Below are 19,808 nucleotides of genomic sequence, written 5' to 3' on the forward strand. Positions count from 1 at the left end.
CATGAAAAATCACACAAAGTGGATAACAAGCTCAATTTTGATCAGTATAATTTCAATAGTGTTTGTTCTCATCTTTACTCTTGATAAGACAACAATTGAAGTTGTCAGGGAGATCAAGCCCGGATATGTGATAGCTGCGCTTCTTATCCACCTGTTTTCTTTTTTTATCTGGGGACTGCGCATAAAATCAATGGCATCTGCACTGGGGCATGAAATAGATCTTAAAACTTCTATAGAAATGGTAATTTCCGGCACTTTTGTTGCAGCGCTTACGCCTTCTTCAATAGGTGGAGAACCTTTGAGAATTCATCTCCTGAGACAGAGAAATATGCCGGTTGGACAGGCTACTGCAGTTATTCTGGGAGAACGTGTACTGGACGCTCTATTGATCCTGTTAGCTGTGCCTTTTTCGCTGTATTTTCTCCGTGGTGTACTGTCAGATCCCAGAACGGATACTGTGATTATACTAGGAGAAGTCCTTTCAATAATTGTCTTTGCCCTCATGATATATGCAACCATGAAACCTCGCTTTATTAAGCTCGTAATAAATTGCCTTATGAAATGGATTGGACGTTTTAGTGGTAAGAAAATAGGAGACAAACTGCAGAAATTATCAGGATCGATTGACAGGGAAATTGACGAATTTCATTCAAGCATAAATGTCTTTCTAACAGAAGGGCGTAAAGGCCTGTATTATGGGCTGATATTCACAGTCATATACTGGATAGTGGAGTTTTCCTCGCTCCCGGTAACTCTTATGGGCCTTAATCAGGCTCCTTCAGTCCTCATTTCTTTCGCAGTACAGGTCCTGCTCATGATTATTATAGTCATGCCTTTGACCCCAGGTGCAAGTGGTGTGGCAGAACTTGCTGCAATTTCCCTCTTTTCAATCTTTGTGCCAGCAAGTATTCTCGGAATTACAGTGGCAGCATGGAGAGCTTTTACATTTTATACGAATATTATTGCCGGAGGATTTGTGAGCTTTAAGTTGCTTAAAGACACGGATCTGGTGAAAAAGTACTTAAACCAATCCCAAAGTGAAACTTAATGTTTTATCCCTAAATTGTTTCGCGGTTTTAATTTCTTTTATTGCAGTTATATATCGAGCCGATCCCAAAACTCAAAATTGCTTCTCTGAATATTGTATTCTGGATTATCAATAGAGCTTATGATTCTGAAAAATAATCCTGAAACACTTACTGATGTGGAAATAATATTGGTTTTGGGACGAGCTCATCTTGTACATATGACTCACCATTTTATTCAACTTCGAATTTGGTTCATTTTACATGATCATTTCATTCAATTTCGAATTTGGTTCATTTTACATGATCATTCTATAGTATCAAAATGGAATTGGAATTAACTCAAGTTTAATTTTTTGAGTCGCCTGCTGTTGTATTGTATATTAAATTTCAAGTAGTCTTGAATCTGCGAAATCATTTCAGGATACAACGAAGAATTTACAATACAATATACTATATATTATTGCCATTAGTCGTAACCTGATGGTTGTAGTAAGTGGAATAGAGCCTAATTCCATTGGTTTTACAGACTTGCATGTCCACGTTGAGCCCGTCCAGGTCCAGCCTGAAGAAGTCTGATGAGTTTCAGGATCTCTAAAATCGGCATCAGAAATACTTGTTTGATACACATCCCCGTTTTCATTATTGTAAAAAGAATTGTTAGTTACAGAAAGGTTTGCTCCTGCAAGATCAGCAATCGCATATCCTGTTCCCGTCTGAGAAATTGCAGCATGTTGAATTGTACTTGTAAAAACATTATCTTTTATTACTGTACCTTGCCCTCCAGCTTGATTTCTAAAGGCGTTATTTTTCACCCCATCAAAAACATTGTTATAAATCTGAGTGCCCTTGAACCCATCATTGACTATGCCTCCTGTAGATGGAATATTATAACTCTGTCCTGTTTCATAGAATAAATTGTGATGGATCAGAACCTCCTGAGTGTTTGAGACTCCTGAATCATAGGCAACTAACCAGACACCTTTTCCCCATGTTCTATTAAGGACATTATTATAGATCTCCACGTTACCTACAGTGCCGTTGGAATCTTCTATCTGGATGCCAGGATCACCCCCGCCAGCATCCAATTGTGCATCTATAACATTATCATGGAATCTGACATTTGCAGAGTTCCAGATCCTGAGGCCGCTGTTTGTTCTTGTAGTTATTCGATTATTGAAGCATTCAATATACTGGCTCTCAATACCAAAGAAACCATCATGTCCGAGTCTGTAAACAAAATTATTATAAAATTCAATATTTTTACTTCTTTTAATTCTCAGGCCATCTCCCAGACCATCGTGAAAAGTGCAGTTATAAACCTGTACATTATCACAATCGATCATATAGATGCAGTTATAATACCCTGCACCATGCGGAGTTTCGGAATTTCCGTTACTGTTCGCATTAATTTCTAAATTTTGAATTGTGATATTTTGAACACCATTTCCTGAGATTAATGGTTTCCATGCAGGCCATCCGGCGTTGTCTGGAATTGTGATTACAGTTCCGGGTTCACCTTCTAAAATAGTGTTAGATTGAAGAATTATTGAGTCTGTCAAAACATAAGTTCCAGCAGGAAGGTGAATTATACCTCCCTGCTGAAGCTCCTGGTTAATATCATTTTGGTTTGCTGCTCCAGCTATTCCAGGTGACAGTAACATAAATAGGATGGTAAATGAAATGATAGATAGAATAATAGCGGAAAATATTTTCATTTTTTAGGTCCTTAAGATATGCTGTGAGATGAGTAGACAAACCAACGATGTAATCCAACAACGAATTATCAACGAATTATCAACGAATTATAGTAGTGTTTAATCAATTTAGTTATGGGTCATTATAATTAAGAACGGGACTACAGATGAAGTATTGGCTATGTATTGATGTATCATAACTAAGTTGCCATGATAGTAGCTGCAAATTCTTGTAAATTCTTTAAACGATTCCATTATGTTGATTGACAATTCCATTATGTTGATTGATAATTCCATTATGTTGATTGACAAATTCATTATGATATTGATTAACAAAAACCTTGTCCCTAAACTCAAAATAGCGTCTCTTAATTCTCAAATCCCAGATGATCAATCATTGGTTGTGCATGTTATTCGAAGAATATCATGTGCGTTTTGGGAAAGACTTGCTATAATATGGTCAACGCTCTTACCTGAAGAGATTCCTGATAATATCATTAACCATTCTTGCCAAATATATCTATCAGCATAAAGATTAAACATTTCAGGAGCGAGTATAGCATGAGCTTTATTACAACGGGAGCGCAGAGGGTCACGAATAGAAGATACAATAAAGACTTTTTTTGCTAATAGACTGTCTTGCAGCACTATAATGAAAGTAGCTATCAAGAGCCCTGAGTTTTACAAATTCCTTATTCTTCAGCTCCCATCCTATCTTCGGCAGGTAAACATATAAGTTAATATAATTAATTTTCGTATCTCTTTTCTTGATCTTCCATGGCAGCTAAAAACAACAGTAGAAGAGTTGAATCCTCAATAAAACGTACAGGCTTCTGAGGTCACCCTGGCCTCATTGCTGGAGTTTTCCGCGAGCTTGAAGTTGACAAATTGATCGATGAGAAACTTCCTAAAGAACGAGATCACAATGTTCCTCACTCCGTCTGTATCCTTGCCATGGTACTCAATGGTCTTGGTTTCATGGGGCAACGTCTGTACCTTTTTCCTGATTATTTCAGGACTATTTCCATAGGAAGACTTTTTGGAGACAGCGTCACACAAGAAGACCTGAATCAATATGCTATTGGAGAAACTCTTGACAGGATCGTAAAGTATGGTCCTACAAAACTGTTTACGGAAATCACTCTTCACATTATGAATCGTCTGCCTATTCCTGTCCATTGTTTACACGCTGACACTACAAGTGTCAGCGTTTATGGCGATTATGAAGACGAAGAAACTGAGTATATTGATATTACTTTTGGAATACCAAAAAACGGAAGATGGGATCTCAAACAATTTGTTTTGAGCTTGATTGTTAATCAGCATGGAATACCACTTTTCATGAACACCCATTCAGGGAATGCTTCAGACAAAAGCACAATTCTGGAAGCAATCAAGTCTCTCAAATCATCTTTAAGACCTGAAAGCAAAGCGTACTACATAGCTGATAGTTCTTTTTACACTGACAATAATATCAAGAACATAGGAAAGTCATTCTGTATAAGTCGTGTTCCTGCAACAATTACTGAAGCAAAGGAGCTGCTAAATGCAAACTTGAATCTGAAGCTACTGAAAAGTGACGAGAGATACTCATTTTATCAAACTTTTGTGGACTATGGTGAAGTCAAACAAAAGTGGGTTTTGTTACTCTCTCATAAAATGAAAGAAAAAAAGAGGTAACTCTCAGAAATAAGCTTGAAAAAGAGCTTGATAAAGCCGAAAAGTCGCTTAAAAAGTTGGCAGGAGATGACTTTTTCTGTGAAGAAGATGCATTAAAAGCAGCAGAAAAATGGATTGCAGATTTCCCTTCAGTTCTTTTTGAAAAAGTAGATTTGAAAACCATTAAAAAACGTGAAGTAGGTAAAAGAGGAAGCCCTCTGAAAAATGAAAAATTAAAGACATATTATAAGATTGATGGAATTATAAAGGTTAATGATGCTTTTGTTTTAAAAGAAATGGAAAAAATGGGACTTTTCATTCTTGCAAGTAATGATATCAGTCTTTCTCCTGAAGAGATGCTGAAGTATTACAAAGGACAGGATAAAGTAGAAAAAGGATTCCGATTTTTGAAAAGTGATGCCTTTAGCATATCGAAGGTGTATCTCAAGAATAAATCAAGAATTGAAGCGTTGACAATGATAATGGTTCTCTGCTTAATGATTTATGCAATTGCAGAATGGAAATTAAGGACAAAGTTAGAAGAAGAAAATGAAACGGTTCCAGATCAAAAAGGGAAACCAACAAAAAGACCAACAATGAGATGGATATTTTTCAAGTTTCAGGGAATTACAGAACTTATAACGCAGAAAAAAGGGAAAAAAAAGTCAGAAATACTGAATATGGAAGAAATTCACTGGAAAATATTGAGTCTAATGGGGGAGGAATATGAAAATATATATCTCTAGTTGCGTTAACCTGCCGAAGCTAGGTTTTATAGAAAGCAAGTTTCAATGAAAACAGGCGGAACTAAAAGAAGAGTTCCTCTGTTAAAAGAAAAATAAGAAAACAAATTTAATGTCCTAAAGGAAAGGAATTTTTGTCCCTTTCCTCCTATTTAGTTTATTTTTGCTTTCATCTTATCTATTATTATATAGTCTTTAATGGCACTTACGGAATCGAAAGGAATGAGGATAAAATTATCTGCTTTCCTGTACCTGGAAGGATCTAAATTAACATTTGGGGCAACCACCATGTCAATAATATTTCCCCCTTTAATCTCGACTACAACGTTACTCAACGTTCCTATTTCTGTTCCGTCGGTAGCCATTACCTGCTTGTTAAAGAGGTTCTTTGCAAATTCCTTAGACATTTTTATCGTATCTCCGTTGGCAGTATGTTATCGGTTTGGGTAAAATTGGCTTTCCACTTCGAATATTTTATTCCATTTGAAACCAGGATCTTTAAAACTTTTTCCTTTTAAAACTAATCTTCTAAAGAGTTACTGGATTAAATTCTTACCTTTAATTCTTACTTTTAATTCTTACCAGTAACCCTTACATGAAATTCTAGTCTGTAACTTTACCTGTAACCGACATAGCCAGCTGTTTCTGTGAGTCTCTGGCCTCCCTTGAACTGCGCCTCGATCTTTTCGTAGAACTGAGCAATATTCTCCGTAATTGTGGGTTTTACCTTCTTCAGAGCTTCTTTGAAGTGTCTCATTTCTACATATTCTGCATCGAAGTTCTCTCTCAGGGCAATCATTACGGCTTCCCTGCTAACTGATTCAATATCGGCGCCTACGTAACCCTCAGTTTCATCGGCAAGGGCTTCAAGGTTCACATTTTCATAAAGGGGTGTACCCTTTGTATGGATTCTGAATATCTTGAGCCTGCCTTTCCGGTCAGGAGAACCGATGTAAACCAGCCTGTCAAAGCGTCCTGGACGCAGGATTGCAGGGTCCAGAAGGTTAGGGCGGTTGGTTGCGGCAATCACTACCACATCTCTAAGGGACTCAAGCCCGTCCATCTCGGTCAGGAGCTGGTTAAGCACCCTCTCTGAAGTGTGGCTGTCCGTGGATTCCATTCCTGGCATAGAAGCAATCGAATCGATTTCATCAAAGAAAATCACACAGGGAGCGACCTGCCGGGCTTTCCTGAAGGTCTCCCTTATAGCTTTTTCCGATTCTCCAAGCCACTTTGAGAAAATCTCAGGCCCTTTGACGCTTATGAAGTTCGCATTTGACTCTTTGGCAACAGCCTTTGCTATCAGGGTCTTTCCGGTTCCTGGCGGGCCGTAAAGCAGGATTCCTCTTGGAGCTTTTATGCCCATACGAGCGAACTTTTCCGGATTTTTGATGGGCCATTCCACAGCCTCAGTAATGGACTGCTTTGCTTCATCGAGCCCTCCAACATCATTCCAGCTAACGTTGGGCATTTCCACATAAATTTCTCTAAGAGCCGAGGGTTCGGCCTCCATCAGGGCATCTTCAAAATTTTTCTTGGTTACAACGATTTTTTCCAGTCTCTCAGGCGGAATTGCTTCCTTTTCAAGATCAAGGTCAGGCAGATTTTCCCTGAGGCACCGCATGGCAGCTTCCTGTACAAGAGCCAGCAGATCTGCGCCTACAAACCCCTGGGTTCTTTCAGCCAGAGACATCAGATATTTATCTGCCTTTTCTTTCCTTTCCCTCTCCAGGGCAGCCTCATCAGCTTCGGTTTCGACTTTTTCGAGCTCCTCTGGTTCCTCATCCCTTTCTATGGGCATACCCCTGGTATGGATTTGAAGGATTTCATACCTGTCTTTAGTATCAGGCACACCGATATGGATTTCTCTGTCAAAGCGGCCTGGTCTCCTAAGTGCCGGGTCAATCGCATCCACACGGTTTGTAGCTCCTATAACCACGACCTGACCTCTCTCTACCATCCCGTCAAGCAGAGTCAGGAGCTGGGCGACCACACGCCTTTCAACTTCCCCTGTTACATTCTCTCTTTTTGGTGCAATGGAGTCAATTTCGTCAATAAAAATGACTGATGGAGCATCCTGAGTTGCTTCCTCGAAGATCTTCCTTAGCCTTTCTTCACTTTCTCCATAGAATTTCCCTACAATTTCAGGGCCGGCAATATAATGGAAACTTGCTCCAGATTCATTGGCTACGGCTTTCGCAATCAGGGTTTTTCCGGTTCCGGGCGGGCCATATAGAATAACTCCTTTCGGAGGCTCAATATTAAGGTGAGCGAAAAGTTCAGGATGCTTCATGGGCATCTCTATAATTTCCCGGACACGCATGATTTCAGCCCCGAGGCCTCCTATATCTTCATAAGTAGTCACGCCCCGGGTTGCTTTTTCGTACCCCTGTACCGGTTTTTTACGAAGTTCGATAAGTGTTTCTTCCGTAACAAGGACAATTGTGTTTGAAGGTTCAGTCTCAACAGCAACCAGAGGGATTACCTGGCTTGTAGTAAGGGATTCTGTCATTGGCTGAGACATCGAGTTTATTATAGGAATTATATCTCCTCTAAAAACCGGCCTTTTGAGGATATGCCGTTTTATGATTTCATTTGCATGTTCCCCGAACTGAAGTTCAGGTCCCCCCTGTGTCATGCTTTCCGGAAGTGCCAGAACAAGTTTTTTTGCTTCCGGGGCTTCAACCTTTTTGATAGTTACCTTCTCTCCTATGGAAACACCTGCATTTTGCCGGATGAAGTTATCAATTCTTACGAGTCCCTGGTCCCAGTCCTGCCTGTCAGCTCTCCATACCTTTGCCGTGGTCTTTTTTTTACCTCTTATTTCCACGATGTCGCCTGGCGAGAGCTGAAGCTTCAGCAAAGTTGTAGGGTCAAGTCGGATAATTCCTCTTCCAAGGTCGATAGGATATGCTTTTTCAACCTTCAACTGTATTTCTTCCATAGATCATCCCGAAAATAGTTGTCTTTTTGATTAGAACTTTTACTTTAATAATTGCATAAAATTGATGGACACCGGGTTTTTCCGATTTCTCCGGACTGCATATTATGGAGCTACCCGTTTTGTATATTAGATGTCTTTTTATTTCAATGCCTTTGGTCAGGTAGATTTTCACCCCGAAGGGTTTGTAATGGAATTTTTATGCCTTGAATTTTCTGTCAAGTCTTCCTATCCAGAGAAACCCCCTTTATAGCCTGTAACCTATCCGAATAATAATTTGTCGGTTAGAGACATATTTGATAATCAGTTATTGGTTAAAAGTGCGTTTGATGACTAATTATTGTTAAAGGCATAATTATTGTTAGAGATACATTTGATAATCAGTTATTGGTTAGAAGTGCGTTTGATAACTAATTATTGTTAGAGGCACATTTGATAATCAGTTATTTATATTATATTACCTGCATATATTATTCCCTATACCTTCCATTTATTAAATAAGTTTACCATAACTCTATTTTTTCCTCTGAGGTTTTATATATCTGGAACTTCTGTGTATAAAATTGTTTAATCCTCAAAATAGTCATTTAAATCTGAATAGTCATTTAAATCTCAATAGTGATTTAAATTTGATGTATTTCGAATCTCCGACCTCAGGATCTTGAATTCTTAGGATCTTAAGGTCATTTTGAATTATATGCCTGATGAGTACCAAGGAATTGACAGCATGAACCTTGAAATCGCGCAGAACAGAATTATTGATTTTATCCGGAATGAAACCCGTAAAGCAGGTGTAGACGGAGCTGTTGTAGGCATTAGTGGGGGAATAGACTCAGCCCTTGCCGCAACGCTTACCGTAAAAGCTCTGGGGAAAGATAAAGTGCTCGGAATCCATATGCCCGAATCCGGTCTTACCACTTCTGAAGACAGCAAAGACGCAAAAACTCTTGCAGACTGGCTGGGAATTGAGTTTCAGACTATTGGCATTTCAGGAATTATCTCAGCTTTCATGGCTGCAGTCCCTGAGAGTGAATCCGCAGACCGGCTCTCCAAGGGCAACCTGAAAGCAAGGATCAGGATGTCTCTTCTCTACTTCCACGCAAACCGTATGAACCGTATGGTTATAGGAACCGGCAATAAAACCGAGATCTTGCTCGGCTACTTCACGAAATACGGAGATGGAGGCGTTGATCTCGAACCCATTGGCGGACTTTACAAAACCGAGGTATGGGAGCTTTCTCGCAGGCTAGGGGTTCCCGACTCTCTTATCACCAAAAAACCCTCAGCAGGTCTCTGGGCAGGCCAGACCGATGAAGCCGAACTGGGAATCTCTTACTTAAAAGTAGATGAGGTACTCAAAAGGCTTGAGCAGAACGAAGACCCTGAGACTATTCTGAAGACTCCAGGGATTTCTGCAGAACAGCTGAATTCAGTCATGAACCGTATAGAGAGAAGTGAGCATAAAAGAAATGCTCCTCCGGTGCCACCCAACTAAGTTACTCCTAATCCCCATCTGGTTTCCATGACCTTTTAAAAACTGCTTTCGTGCAAGCCTTTTCAAAAAAGGCTTGAGCGAAAACCCTGAGCGACGGCGTGATCAAACGGTACGCGGGTGTGGTCAAGCGGATTGATTTAGAAATTGGCAGCTTTTCTGTGGTTATAATTTGTTGAAAGGGCTTTTTTAGCTCTGGCTTTTTTAGCTCTATTTTTTCTTAGCGGGCAGGGTGAATCTCGATATCAGATTTCTGCTCCCTTACCAGGGGTTTTGCAAGATGTCGGCGGGCGCAGGGTGGGACTTCATATAATCCTGCTGTAAGGTTTCTTTTTGTTTCACACCGGATTTTTGAGGTGGCTTGAGTTCCGCATTTTTTACAGCGGAAACCCTGGTTTTGGCCTGATGATTTCATATGTTTTCCGCAGGTCGGGCATACAGGGTTTTCTTCCCTGTAAAGGGGGGCGAGCTTTTTTATTTCTATTTTTTCGATGTTGAGAGTTCTGGAATTTACACTTCCAGATACCACAATTCTATCTCCGGGCCTGAGTTTCCTTATAAGCAGCCGGAAGTTCTTTGTGGGTTCGAAGGCTGCACAGTCAATTTCGTTTTCTTCCTTGTCCTGGATGGGAAAAATAACGTGTCCTCCGTGAATAGTTTTTGGAGCTGTTGAGACTGTACCTTCGAGCGTGTAAGAGTGCATATCCCTTATTTCTGCAATGCTTTCTGCGGAAATCAGGTGCATATCAGTACCCTGATTTGTTCTGTATATGGCAAAACGTTCAACAGGCTCAGCTCTTATCAGGGATGCAGCTTTTGTAACTATGGTCGGATTTTTCCCTCTGATCCCGAAGAGTACGGGATCTGCCGAGTGAGGTACACAGACAACAAGTCTATTTTTAAGGTCTACAGTGTCCCAGGTATCAGGATAAGTCTTCCTGTCAGCCTCAAAGAAACTTCCCTTTTCGATCTCGCGTGGGGTTCCCCATTTTCCCTTTTGCCTGTATGCCAGGTACTCGAAAGTATGATCCCATTCTTCGAGGTTAAGCATAGCCCCGCATGCCGCAAGGGCTCCTATCAGTCCTCTTCCGTTTTTGAAGCCCTTTGAAGGAACTCCGGATTCCGAGATAAGGCTTTTTGCCTCTTCTATTTCAATCACGTCCTTTACGGCTTTCTCCAGAAAATTCCTGAGGACGGGCTTGAGCTTTCCGTAAGCTTTTTCCGGGATAAAAACCGCGCCGGGATTAGTTTTTTCGCATTCCATACGTGCAAATTCTTCTATTCTGGACACAACATGAGCAATTACTTTTTCAGGGCAGTCGGTCTTAAGTTTCAGCGCTACTGCAGCATTTCCTCTTGTTTTATAGGGAATAGTCGGATTCAGGCGTATAAGGAGTGGACGGGTCTCTACAGTTCCGTAGGCCTGAAGTTCTTCCAGCAGCAGAGCCCCAAGATACGTTGTGCACATTCCTTCGTTTGAGTCGGTATCATCAATTCCGATAATCATTTTTTCGGGTCCAGTTTTTGCCTTTTAATTTTCCAGATGCGCTTGGGACAATAACAGTTTTCGTTACTCTCCGACGTATTTTTGCACTGTGAGGATTGTCAAAAGTAAAGAAAAGTATATATAGATGTTCAAACAGAGATTGATACTGGAATGACAAAAGAGGTTCTCATACATCAAATTATCGATGTATTTTCACATGCAGGTTTTGCACTTTCCGATCGCTGCAATATTCGTCCGAGGAGCTTTGACGTTGCCGCACGGAAAGATGAAACACTATTACTTTGCAAGGTTTTATTTAACATTGACGGCCTGAATGAAGAAACTGCCAGGGAGATGAAGTACCTTGCCGAATACCTTGGAGGCTCTGCTATTGTCGTGGGCGCAAAGACCAGAGACCAGATGCTTGAAGATAGCGTTGTGTACATGCGTTATGATATTCTTGCCCTGAACGTACAGACTCTTTATGACTACTTTATTGAAAATGTTCCTCCTCTCGTTTCAGCAGCTCCGGGTGGGCTGTATGTCTCCATAGAAGGAGATATCCTAAAAAAAGCCAGGATGGGTCAGTCAATGTCTCTTGGGACACTTGCTTCCATGGTAGGGGTTTCGAGGAGAACTATCAGCAAATATGAAGAAGAAGGCATGGATGCGTCAATAGATGTCGTACTCCAGCTAGAGGATATCTTTGGGGTTGAGCTTGCAAGGCCCATAAATATTCTGAAATCCTGCGGGAGCAGGAAGCCCCGGAAGAAAGCAGAATCCAGGACCGAAACCCAGGAAAAACCCTATACGCTTTTACCGGAAGATTTGATCCTTAACACAATTTCCATGCTTGGCTATGACGTCCTTCATACTGCCCAGGCTCCTTTCAAGGCCATTTCACGGGACGAATCCTCAGTTATCCTTACAGGAGTCAGTGAATTCAATACGACCGTGGTCAAAAGGGCTCATTTAATGAGCAGTATTTCCTGCGTCACTGAGACCCAATCCGTATTCATCATCAACGGGCACTCAAAAATAAAATCCGTAGAAAACACGGTTATGATCGAGAAAAAAGAACTTGACAAAATAAGTGATTCTCAGGAACTCCTTACCTTTATAGAGGAACGTAGAGAAACTCACGAAGAAAAGTAAAAGCCAAATTCTCGCCGCCCGCGTCCCATACTTTTTCAAAAAACTGTTTGCCCGCAACCCTTTTCAAAAAAGACTTGCCCGCAACCCTTTTCAAAAAAGGCTTGACCGAAAACCCCGAGCAACTTTTGAATTTGAGTACCTTATCCCCGAACCCTATCGGCGTGATCAACCGGCGCAACGGTTGTTCCAAAACCCTAATATAGCACTGTTTCAATCTAAAAGCTTCGATGACTGTAAAAATTGCAGTGCTGGTTTCTGGAAGGGGTTCGAATCTCCAGGCGGTTATGGACAGCATTGATAAGGGTTACATAAAGAATGCTACTATTAATGTGGTTATTTCCAATAAGGCAAATGCTTACGCGCTCGAACGTGCAAGAAATCACGGAATAAACGCGGTTTTCCTTGATCCGGGCGAGTATGGCCGGGATGAATATGATAAGGCTATCCTGAATGTCTTAAGCCAGTATGATACGGATCTTCTTTTGCTTGCAGGCTACTTCCGGATTTTAGGAAATGAGATAATTAAGGCCTACAGGAACAGGATTATGAACATCCATCCTTCTCTTCTTCCAGCCTTCAAAGGGCTTCACGCCCAGAAGCAGGCTTTCGAATACGGGGTAAAAGTTGCAGGTTGTACAGTGCATTTTGTTGACGAAGGGCTTGACTCAGGGCCAATAATCCTCCAGAAGTGCGTGCCTGTGCTTACCGGGGATACAGAAGAAACCCTTACTGCCAGAATTCTGGAGCAGGAACATGTTATTTACCCTGAAGCAGTCAGGCTTTTTACCGAGGGTAAACTTAAAATTGAGGGTAGAAACGTAGTAACCGGTACTTGAGCAAACGCTTAAGATCATATAAAACCGGAACAGATTTTACCGATTAATAACTTCTTTAATCCCTGATAGTTATAAATATTCCAACCTTATAGGTATTCCACGAAACCATATAGACCATAAGGGCTTTTCAGGTTTCGAAATCTCCTATCTTCAAGATATTCAGGAGCTTTTTGCCGAAAGTTTTGAAACTTCAGAACGAAAAACCCATCAGGAAGGTTATAGAGTCTGTTTAATTACACTCCCCATTATTCGGCGGTTTTATCGCTGAACGCCGGCCTCTTGAGTAAGTATCCAATCTGGAAGGTAGCTCCTGTATACACGCACATGTTAGCATTAATCAACCCATCAATCCAAGCCACAAAAACTCTTGATTTTGAAAGATTTTAAAGGAATAGGTTACAGGTGACAGTAATGTCTTATATTGAAAAAATTGATCCAGAATTGTTCGAGGCTATAAAGAAAGAAGCTGAGCGCCAGGAATATAAACTGAACCTTATCGCATCTGAAAATTATGCGAGCAAAGCCGTTATGGAAGCTCAGGGATCTATTCTGACCAATAAATATGCCGAAGGATATTCCGGCAAACGGTACTATGGCGGCTGCGATTTCGTGGACATTGCCGAAGACCTCGCAATTGCCAGGGCAAAGAAAATCTTTAACGCAAATTACGTAAACGTCCAGCCTCACTCAGGTTCTGGAGCTAATATGGCTGTCTATTTCTCGGTTTTGCATCCCGGAGACACCATCATGTCCATGGATCTCTCTCACGGCGGACATCTTTCTCACGGCAGTCCTGTGAGTTTTTCCGGAAAGCTCTTTAATATTGTGCCTTACGGAGTCAGTAAAAAGACTGAGATGCTGGACTATTCCGAACTTCTGAAAAAAGCAAAGGAAAACAAACCGCAAATGATTGTTTGCGGGGCTTCAGCCTATCCTCGTGAAATCGATTTCAAGCAATTCCGCGAAATTGCTGACGAGGTCGGAGCCTATCTGCTTGCAGATATCGCTCACATTGCAGGGCTTGTAGTTGCAGGTGTGCACCAGAGTCCTGTACCTTATGCGGACTTCGTTACCAGCACAACCCACAAAACCCTCCGGGGCCCAAGAGGCGGAATTATTATTTCCAGGACAGAAGAACTTTCGACCGGAATTAACAAAGCGGTTTTCCCCGGCCTTCAGGGTGGACCTCTCATGCACATCATAGCTGGAAAAGCAGTAGCCTTTAAAGAGGCAATGAGTGAGAAGTTCAAACAGGATCAGATTCAGACCGTAAAGAACGCAAAAACCCTCTGTAAATGCCTGAAAGAGAAGGGTTTTGATATGGTCTCTGGCGACACGGATAATCATCTTATGCTTGTCAATCTCAATAATATGAATATAACAGGTAAGGATGCAGAAGCCGCCCTGAGCAAATCCGGGATTATTGCAAACAAAAACACGGTGCCCTTTGAGACCCGCAGTCCTTTTATCACAAGCGGTGTAAGGCTTGGAACCCCTGCCTGTACCACAAGGGGTATGAAGGAAACGGAAATGGAATTAATTGCCGATTATATTGAGACCGCAATCACAAACTCAGAAAACGAGAAGATCCTGTCGGAAACAAGTGATAAGGTCAGAGAACTCTGTTCAAGGTTCCCGGTTTATTGTTAATCGAAGAAGTGGGATGTTTTACCAATGTTAGATGAAGGGTATGAATCACGAATCATAGATGGGAAAGTTCTTGCAAAGCAAATTGAAGCTGAAGTGGCATCTGGAGTTGAAGCTCTTGTAAGTGGCCGGGGAGTTACGCCTGGACTTGCTACCGTCCTTGTTGGCGACGACCCTGCTTCCAAAATGTATGTCCGCCTGAAGCACAGAGCCTGTGAACGTGTGGGCATTCGAGCAGAAGACCACTTTCTTCCGGCAGAAACCAGTCAGGAGGAACTTATCTCCTTGATCAATACCCTTAACAAAGATAAGAATGTTCACGGAATTCTGCTTCAACTTCCACTTCCGAGACACCTCTTCCCTCAGGAAGCAATGGAAGCCATAGCCCCTGAGAAAGATGCTGATGGCTTTCATCCCTACAACATGGGAAAGCTAATGATCGGTGATGAAGGGCTTGTTCCCTGTACTCCGCATGGAGTTATCCGGGCGCTTGAAGAGTATAATGTGCCTATCAAGGGTAAAAACGTGGTTATTGTCGGGCACAGCAATGTTGTCGGAAAACCATTGGCAGCAATGTTTCTTAACCGGAATGCAACAGTTTCGGTTTGCCATGTATTTACAGATGACCTTAACAAATACACTCTTGATGCAGATATTCTGGTGGTTGCGACTGGAGTCAAACACCTTATTAAAGCCGACATGGTAAAGGAAGGAGTAGTAATCTTTGACGTGGGTATTACCAAGGAAAAAGATGGCGTATATGGAGATGTAGACTTCGAAAATGTGGTCAAGAAGGCATCCCTCATTACTCCTGTCCCTGGAGGCGTAGGACCTCTTACAATTGCCATGCTTATGAAGCACGTACTTAGATGTGCAGAAACAAATTTTTGAAATTTCTTTAGTAAGGCCTTTTTATCGGGCCTTTTAATCTTTTATGAAATTTTTGTTTTTGTGAAATTTTTGTTTTCTGGTATGGTTTCTAGTGATATTTTTGTATTATTTTTGTATCCTTGTTCATGCGTTTTCGGTTAAGTGAAAAATCATGATAATTGTTTCAATTGAGTCAATTTCTATAACACTTATTAAATATATTAACAGACTGTGCGCTGGGACAAGGTATCGATTTCATGTAAACAGGCCAAAATTTAAGGCCGGTTTCTAATGTAAAATCGATAGTTTTCAGGCAAGAAAATTCCTTAACCGATGACAAATGAATAACTTTTAGAGTTCCTGCTCAATAACCTGGAGATACAACCGGAAATAGTATAAAAGAAAAAATTATATAAACAAATTACATGAAAACGCGCAGGGGAAATAAGTGATAACCGAAAACTTCGGGTTTTTAATTCACGTTTTCACAATTATCTTCGTTGTTGTCAATCCTATAAGCGGAGTGGTAACTTTCATCTCTTTGACCAGTAAGGTGATGGATGAGGAAAAAAACGAAATCGCAAAAAAGTCAGTCATACTTGCGTGCGTAATTGCCCTCTTTTTTGCAATTGCAGGAAATATCATACTTAACCTGTTCAGCATTAGCGTGGATTCGCTGCGGGTTGCAGGAGGAATCCTGCTTTTCAGCATTGCTTTTGATATGATGCATGCTAAAATCTCAAAGGGGAGGATTACTGAAGAAGAGATTTCTCGCTCTCAGGAAAGAGAAGATATCTGGATATTCCCGATAAGCCTTCCACTCCTGACAGGACCCGGTACGATCAGTACAGTGATTGTCCTGATGGGAGGAACAGAAGCAATTGTGCAAAAAGTAATAATTCTTGTATCAATCATACTGACGTTCATTATCTGCTATTACATCTTCCATTTCTCAAGGGGTATTCACAAGCTTATAGGATATAATGGGATGCTGGTCTTTACAAGGCTGATGGGACTTTTGCTTGCTGCTCTTGCAGTGGATTTAACTGTTAAAGGTATAATAAATATATACCAGTTAACAACTTGAGACAGTCGGTTTTTCGGACTGTCTTAATACTCAATCTATTTTCTAAACCTTTAATCTCCCATGATTGCCAGGTTTCCTAACTTTTACAATATTATTAAAACACATATCTCCGGGTAAGGTATTTATTGGGAATGAAAATCCAAATCATAGTTTTCCCAAATCATATTCTTCCCAAATCATAGTTTCTCCAAATCATATTCTCCCCAAATCATATTCTCCCCAAATCATATTCTCCCCAAATCATATTCTCCCCAAATCATAATCTCTGCTCGAGTACAACTTCGCCAATAAATTAATAGCCCTATTTTCCGATCTGTCGAAAAAACTTAATACACTTAAAGATAAATTAAGAAGTTGATAGGGAAACGGGGGTTTGATTTGAATATAAAGGCAAAACTTCAGGATGCTGTCAATGCCCTTAATTATGGCAGTCTTTCTGTACCGGATAAAAAGGACGAAGAAACCTGCTCTTACCGGATAAAGCAGACTAAAAACCGGAAAACCATCATTATCAATTGCAGGGAATGTGATTCGGGGTCTTCCCTTAACGATATACACTGCAGAAAAAATATTCTCAGCATCCTGCAAAAAGAGGTTAAAGCTGACTGTCTGGTACTCTCAAGGCTATATGAGCGAGACTACGAAGGAGAAGCCCTGTTTTTACTTTATACTCTTGCAGGTTTTGAGGAGATCGTAACAGCGTATGAAAGCGCGGAAAAAGTACCTGGAGACTGTACTTTGTCCGAAAAGAAAGCCTGCGAGCTGGAAAGAAAAGAGATAATTGCTTCTTTTGCTAAAACCGTAGAAAACGATCCCTTAAAAGCCAGGCTGGAAATGAAGCGATTTATTCAGGGAAAAATGCTGAATAAAACTTCAAACAGGGATACAAGGAAAGTTACAGGAAAAGTTACAGGAAAAGTTACAGGAAAAACCCTTAATAAAATTTCAGAAAAAATTCCAGTAAAGAGTTCGGAAACCCTTCCAATTTGCAAAGCTTGCTCCGAGCGTTTTTATCATATGCTTTATGAAATTGAAGAAAAACTATCCGGCTTTCCTGAAGTTCCTGTTATTAAAAAATCCGAAATTAGAGGGACGGTAGAAAATTCCGAAAAAGGAATTGGGAAGACGATTGAAAATACACTCGAAAAAATGGAAGGGAACCTTATAAAGGACACGTCGGGAGAAGTAACCCTGGCAGAAATCTCCAGACATTTTCCGTTTCTGGCAAGGGCAATCTGGAAGGAAAAAATGGAGAAAAGTGAATGCGCTGTAGGTGAACTTTTCGACTACGAAAGCAGCATTAAGCCCCATGTTCGACCCCCTTTTTCCAGCTCAAGAGTCTATGCAGACGCGCCTGAAAATACTGAATTCCTTGAGTGCTACGATATAGACGGCAGGGAAGGCAGGAGACTTGAAGTTTCGATTTATCGCTACATTGACAGGCCGGAAAAACTTTACATGATCAGGCCTCCGGAGTATAATCTCAGGGTAGAAGACCTCAGGCTACTTGAAAAAGTTCGAATGCGAATGATCCGGCACAGGCCAAAAGACCTTGCCTTTACAGATCCGGTCGTAGCAAGGGAATATTTCCGGCGCATGGCAAAAAAACTTCTGGAAGAAGAACTGCTAGCAAGCGGGAAAGTCTGCAGTCCTGATGAACTGGAAAGCTATGCCGATCTGCTTGCAAGGTATACTAACGGGTTAGGGATAGTTGAAGACCTTCTTTCTGATGCCAGGATTACAGACGTGTATATCAATGCCCCTGCCGACAAAAATCCTGTCCACGTTGTGCTGGAGGGAGAGGAGTGTGTAAGTAATGTTTTTCTTTCGCAAGACGACCTCGATTCCCTGGTCTCCAGGTTCAGGATCATCAGTGGCAGGCCATTTGGAGAAGCTATTCCTGTGCTGGAGCTTAACCTTGAGGATTTTGGGGTAAGAGTTTCGGTAATCGGAGATCCACTCAGTGCAAGCGGGCTTGCCTACGCCTTCCGAAAGCATTCCCTTTCACCCTGGACCCTGCCTAAACTGATCAATACAGGTTCGGTTTCTCCATATGCAGCCGGTCTTTTAAGTTTCCTTATGGACGGACAGGCTTCAGTCCTGGTCGCAGGAGAAGTCGGAGCCGGAAAAACCTCCCTGCTGTCTGCCATGCTGCTTGAGATTCCGCAGAAGTACAGGATTCTTACAATCGAAGATACCCATGAGCTCCCTATCGAGAAGCTTCAGGTCCTGGGCTGGAAGGTTCAGGGAATGAGTTCGCAGTCCTCGGTTTTGAAATCAGGTGCTGAGATGAGCCCTGAAACAGCACTTCGAGCAGCTCTGCGCCTTGGAAATTCCGCCCTGGTGCTTGGAGAAGTCCGGGGGGAGGAAGTAAAAGTGCTCTACGAAGCCATGCAGGTTGGAAAGGCAGGAAACTCGGTTATTGGAACCATTCACGGCTCGTCCACGGAAAACGTATACGAGAGAATCGTGCATACACTTGGGGTTCCTCCGTCCTCTTTTAAAGCAACAGATGCCGTAATTATCTGCTCAGGCATAAGGCTTGAGGGAAGCATGAAAAAGCTAAAGCGAGTGAGCCGTATTGCAGAAACCACCAGTGCAGTAATCGAAAATCCCCAGCCCTCGGATATCTTTACGGATATAATGAAGTATGATGCATCTCAGGACTGCTTGCTCGCAGGAAAAGCTCTGGAGCAGGGACAGTCCGAACTTATAGAAAAGATTGCCAGGAAATGGGGGATTTCCATAGACAGGGCCTTAAAAAGTATCGAGCTTCGGGCGAGGATAAAAGAAAAAATCGCAGTTGAAGGACTAAAGAAACCTTTCCTGCTGGAAGCCGAAGCCGTTAGCCAGGCAAACAACATGTTCTGGCTGCTTTCAAACTGTATGACGAAAAGTAGGCCGTTCGGGAATGAATACGCAAGTAATCCTGTAAATAATCCCGTGGGAAATTTTGCAAATAATTCTGCAGACAATTCTGCAGACAATTCTGCAGATAATCTTGTAAATTATTCTGTGAATAACTCTCTAAATAACAATACAAACAATCTTGCAGATAATCTGGAGTCCGATTGCAGGGATGATCTGGATATGCTTTACAGGCAGTGGGAGATCTGGTTTGAGAATTTTGCCAGAAAAGGTCAGGGTATAGGAAAATAATTGTCAGAGAG

12 protein-coding genes and 2 pseudogenes are annotated in these 19,808 nt (G+C 41.5%); 9 read left to right on the plus strand and 5 right to left on the minus strand.

All coding sequences use genetic code 11. The features are described from left to right. Position 1 precedes the first annotated feature (1 nt). Positions 2-1,048 (plus strand): flippase-like domain-containing protein, encoded by a 1,047-nt coding sequence (locus tag MSKOL_RS05325; RefSeq protein WP_048154162.1) that lies wholly within the window; start codon positions 2-4, stop codon positions 1,046-1,048. Between the two features lie 396 nt (positions 1,049-1,444). On the opposite strand, the gene MSKOL_RS05330 is transcribed toward MSKOL_RS05325, so the two are convergent. Continuing rightward, the gene (locus MSKOL_RS05330; protein WP_197078840.1) at positions 1,445-2,689 is read right to left on the minus strand and encodes a right-handed parallel beta-helix repeat-containing protein; all 1,245 of its coding nucleotides are present in this window, start codon (positions 2,687-2,689) and stop codon (positions 1,445-1,447) included. Between the two features lie 465 nt (positions 2,690-3,154). Further along, positions 3,155-3,295: pseudogene (locus MSKOL_RS19815) on the minus strand (IS110 family transposase); the annotation flags it as partial. Positions 3,296-3,574: 279 nt separating this feature from the next. Between MSKOL_RS19815 and MSKOL_RS05340 the strand changes: the two are divergent. Beyond that, a pseudogene (locus MSKOL_RS05340) lies at positions 3,575-5,127 on the plus strand (IS1634 family transposase). 149 nt (positions 5,128-5,276) lie between these two features. Here the strand turns inward: MSKOL_RS05340 and MSKOL_RS05345 are convergent. Further along, entirely contained in the window at positions 5,277-5,531 is a 255-nt protein-coding gene (locus tag MSKOL_RS05345; RefSeq protein ID WP_048119071.1) for a PRC-barrel domain-containing protein, read from the minus strand. Between the two features lie 209 nt (positions 5,532-5,740). Next, complete coding sequence (locus MSKOL_RS05350) at positions 5,741-8,068, minus strand: CDC48 family AAA ATPase (RefSeq protein WP_048154168.1); 2,328 nt, start codon at positions 8,066-8,068, stop codon at positions 5,741-5,743. A gap of 724 nt (positions 8,069-8,792) precedes the next feature. Here MSKOL_RS05350 and MSKOL_RS05355 point away from each other — a divergent pair. After that, the gene (locus tag MSKOL_RS05355; RefSeq protein WP_048123733.1) at positions 8,793-9,560 is read left to right on the plus strand and encodes an NAD+ synthase; all 768 of its coding nucleotides are present in this window, start codon (positions 8,793-8,795) and stop codon (positions 9,558-9,560) included. A 217-nt stretch (positions 9,561-9,777) separates the two neighbouring features. On the opposite strand, the gene MSKOL_RS05360 is transcribed toward MSKOL_RS05355, so the two are convergent. Then, the gene (locus MSKOL_RS05360; RefSeq protein ID WP_048154171.1) at positions 9,778-11,064 is read right to left on the minus strand and encodes a tRNA(Ile)(2)-agmatinylcytidine synthase; all 1,287 of its coding nucleotides are present in this window, start codon (positions 11,062-11,064) and stop codon (positions 9,778-9,780) included. Positions 11,065-11,214: 150 nt separating this feature from the next. On the opposite strand from MSKOL_RS05360, the gene MSKOL_RS05365 reads away from it, so the two are divergent. The 6 genes from MSKOL_RS05365 to MSKOL_RS05390 all read left to right on the plus strand — a co-directional run bounded on the left by MSKOL_RS05365 (position 11,215) and on the right by MSKOL_RS05390 (position 19,797). Further along, entirely contained in the window at positions 11,215-12,198 is a 984-nt protein-coding gene (locus MSKOL_RS05365; RefSeq protein ID WP_048119079.1) for a transcriptional regulator, read from the plus strand. 227 nt (positions 12,199-12,425) lie between these two features. Continuing rightward, entirely contained in the window at positions 12,426-13,034 is a 609-nt protein-coding gene (gene purN / locus MSKOL_RS05370) for a phosphoribosylglycinamide formyltransferase (RefSeq protein ID WP_048154175.1), read from the plus strand. Between the two features lie 411 nt (positions 13,035-13,445). Continuing rightward, entirely contained in the window at positions 13,446-14,684 is a 1,239-nt protein-coding gene (gene glyA, locus MSKOL_RS05375; protein WP_048119084.1) for a bifunctional serine hydroxymethyltransferase/L-allo-threonine aldolase, read from the plus strand. 24 nt (positions 14,685-14,708) lie between these two features. Further along, positions 14,709-15,572: a bifunctional methylenetetrahydrofolate dehydrogenase/methenyltetrahydrofolate cyclohydrolase gene (locus MSKOL_RS05380; protein ID WP_048119085.1), complete on the plus strand. Its 864-nt coding sequence runs from the start codon at positions 14,709-14,711 to the stop codon at positions 15,570-15,572. A 427-nt stretch (positions 15,573-15,999) separates the two neighbouring features. Then, positions 16,000-16,638 carry a MarC family protein gene (locus MSKOL_RS05385; protein WP_048119088.1) on the plus strand — a complete coding sequence of 213 codons (639 nt, stop codon included), beginning with the start codon at positions 16,000-16,002 and terminating at the stop codon, positions 16,636-16,638. Between the two features lie 378 nt (positions 16,639-17,016). Beyond that, on the plus strand, positions 17,017-19,797 hold the full coding sequence (locus tag MSKOL_RS05390) for a type II/IV secretion system ATPase subunit (RefSeq protein WP_048154178.1): 2,781 nt from the start codon (positions 17,017-17,019) through the stop codon (positions 19,795-19,797). The last annotated feature ends 11 nt before the right edge of the window (positions 19,798-19,808 follow it).

It is taken from the genome of Methanosarcina sp. Kolksee (assembly GCF_000969945.1).
Lineage (GTDB): Archaea > Halobacteriota > Methanosarcinia > Methanosarcinales > Methanosarcinaceae > Methanosarcina > Methanosarcina vacuolata.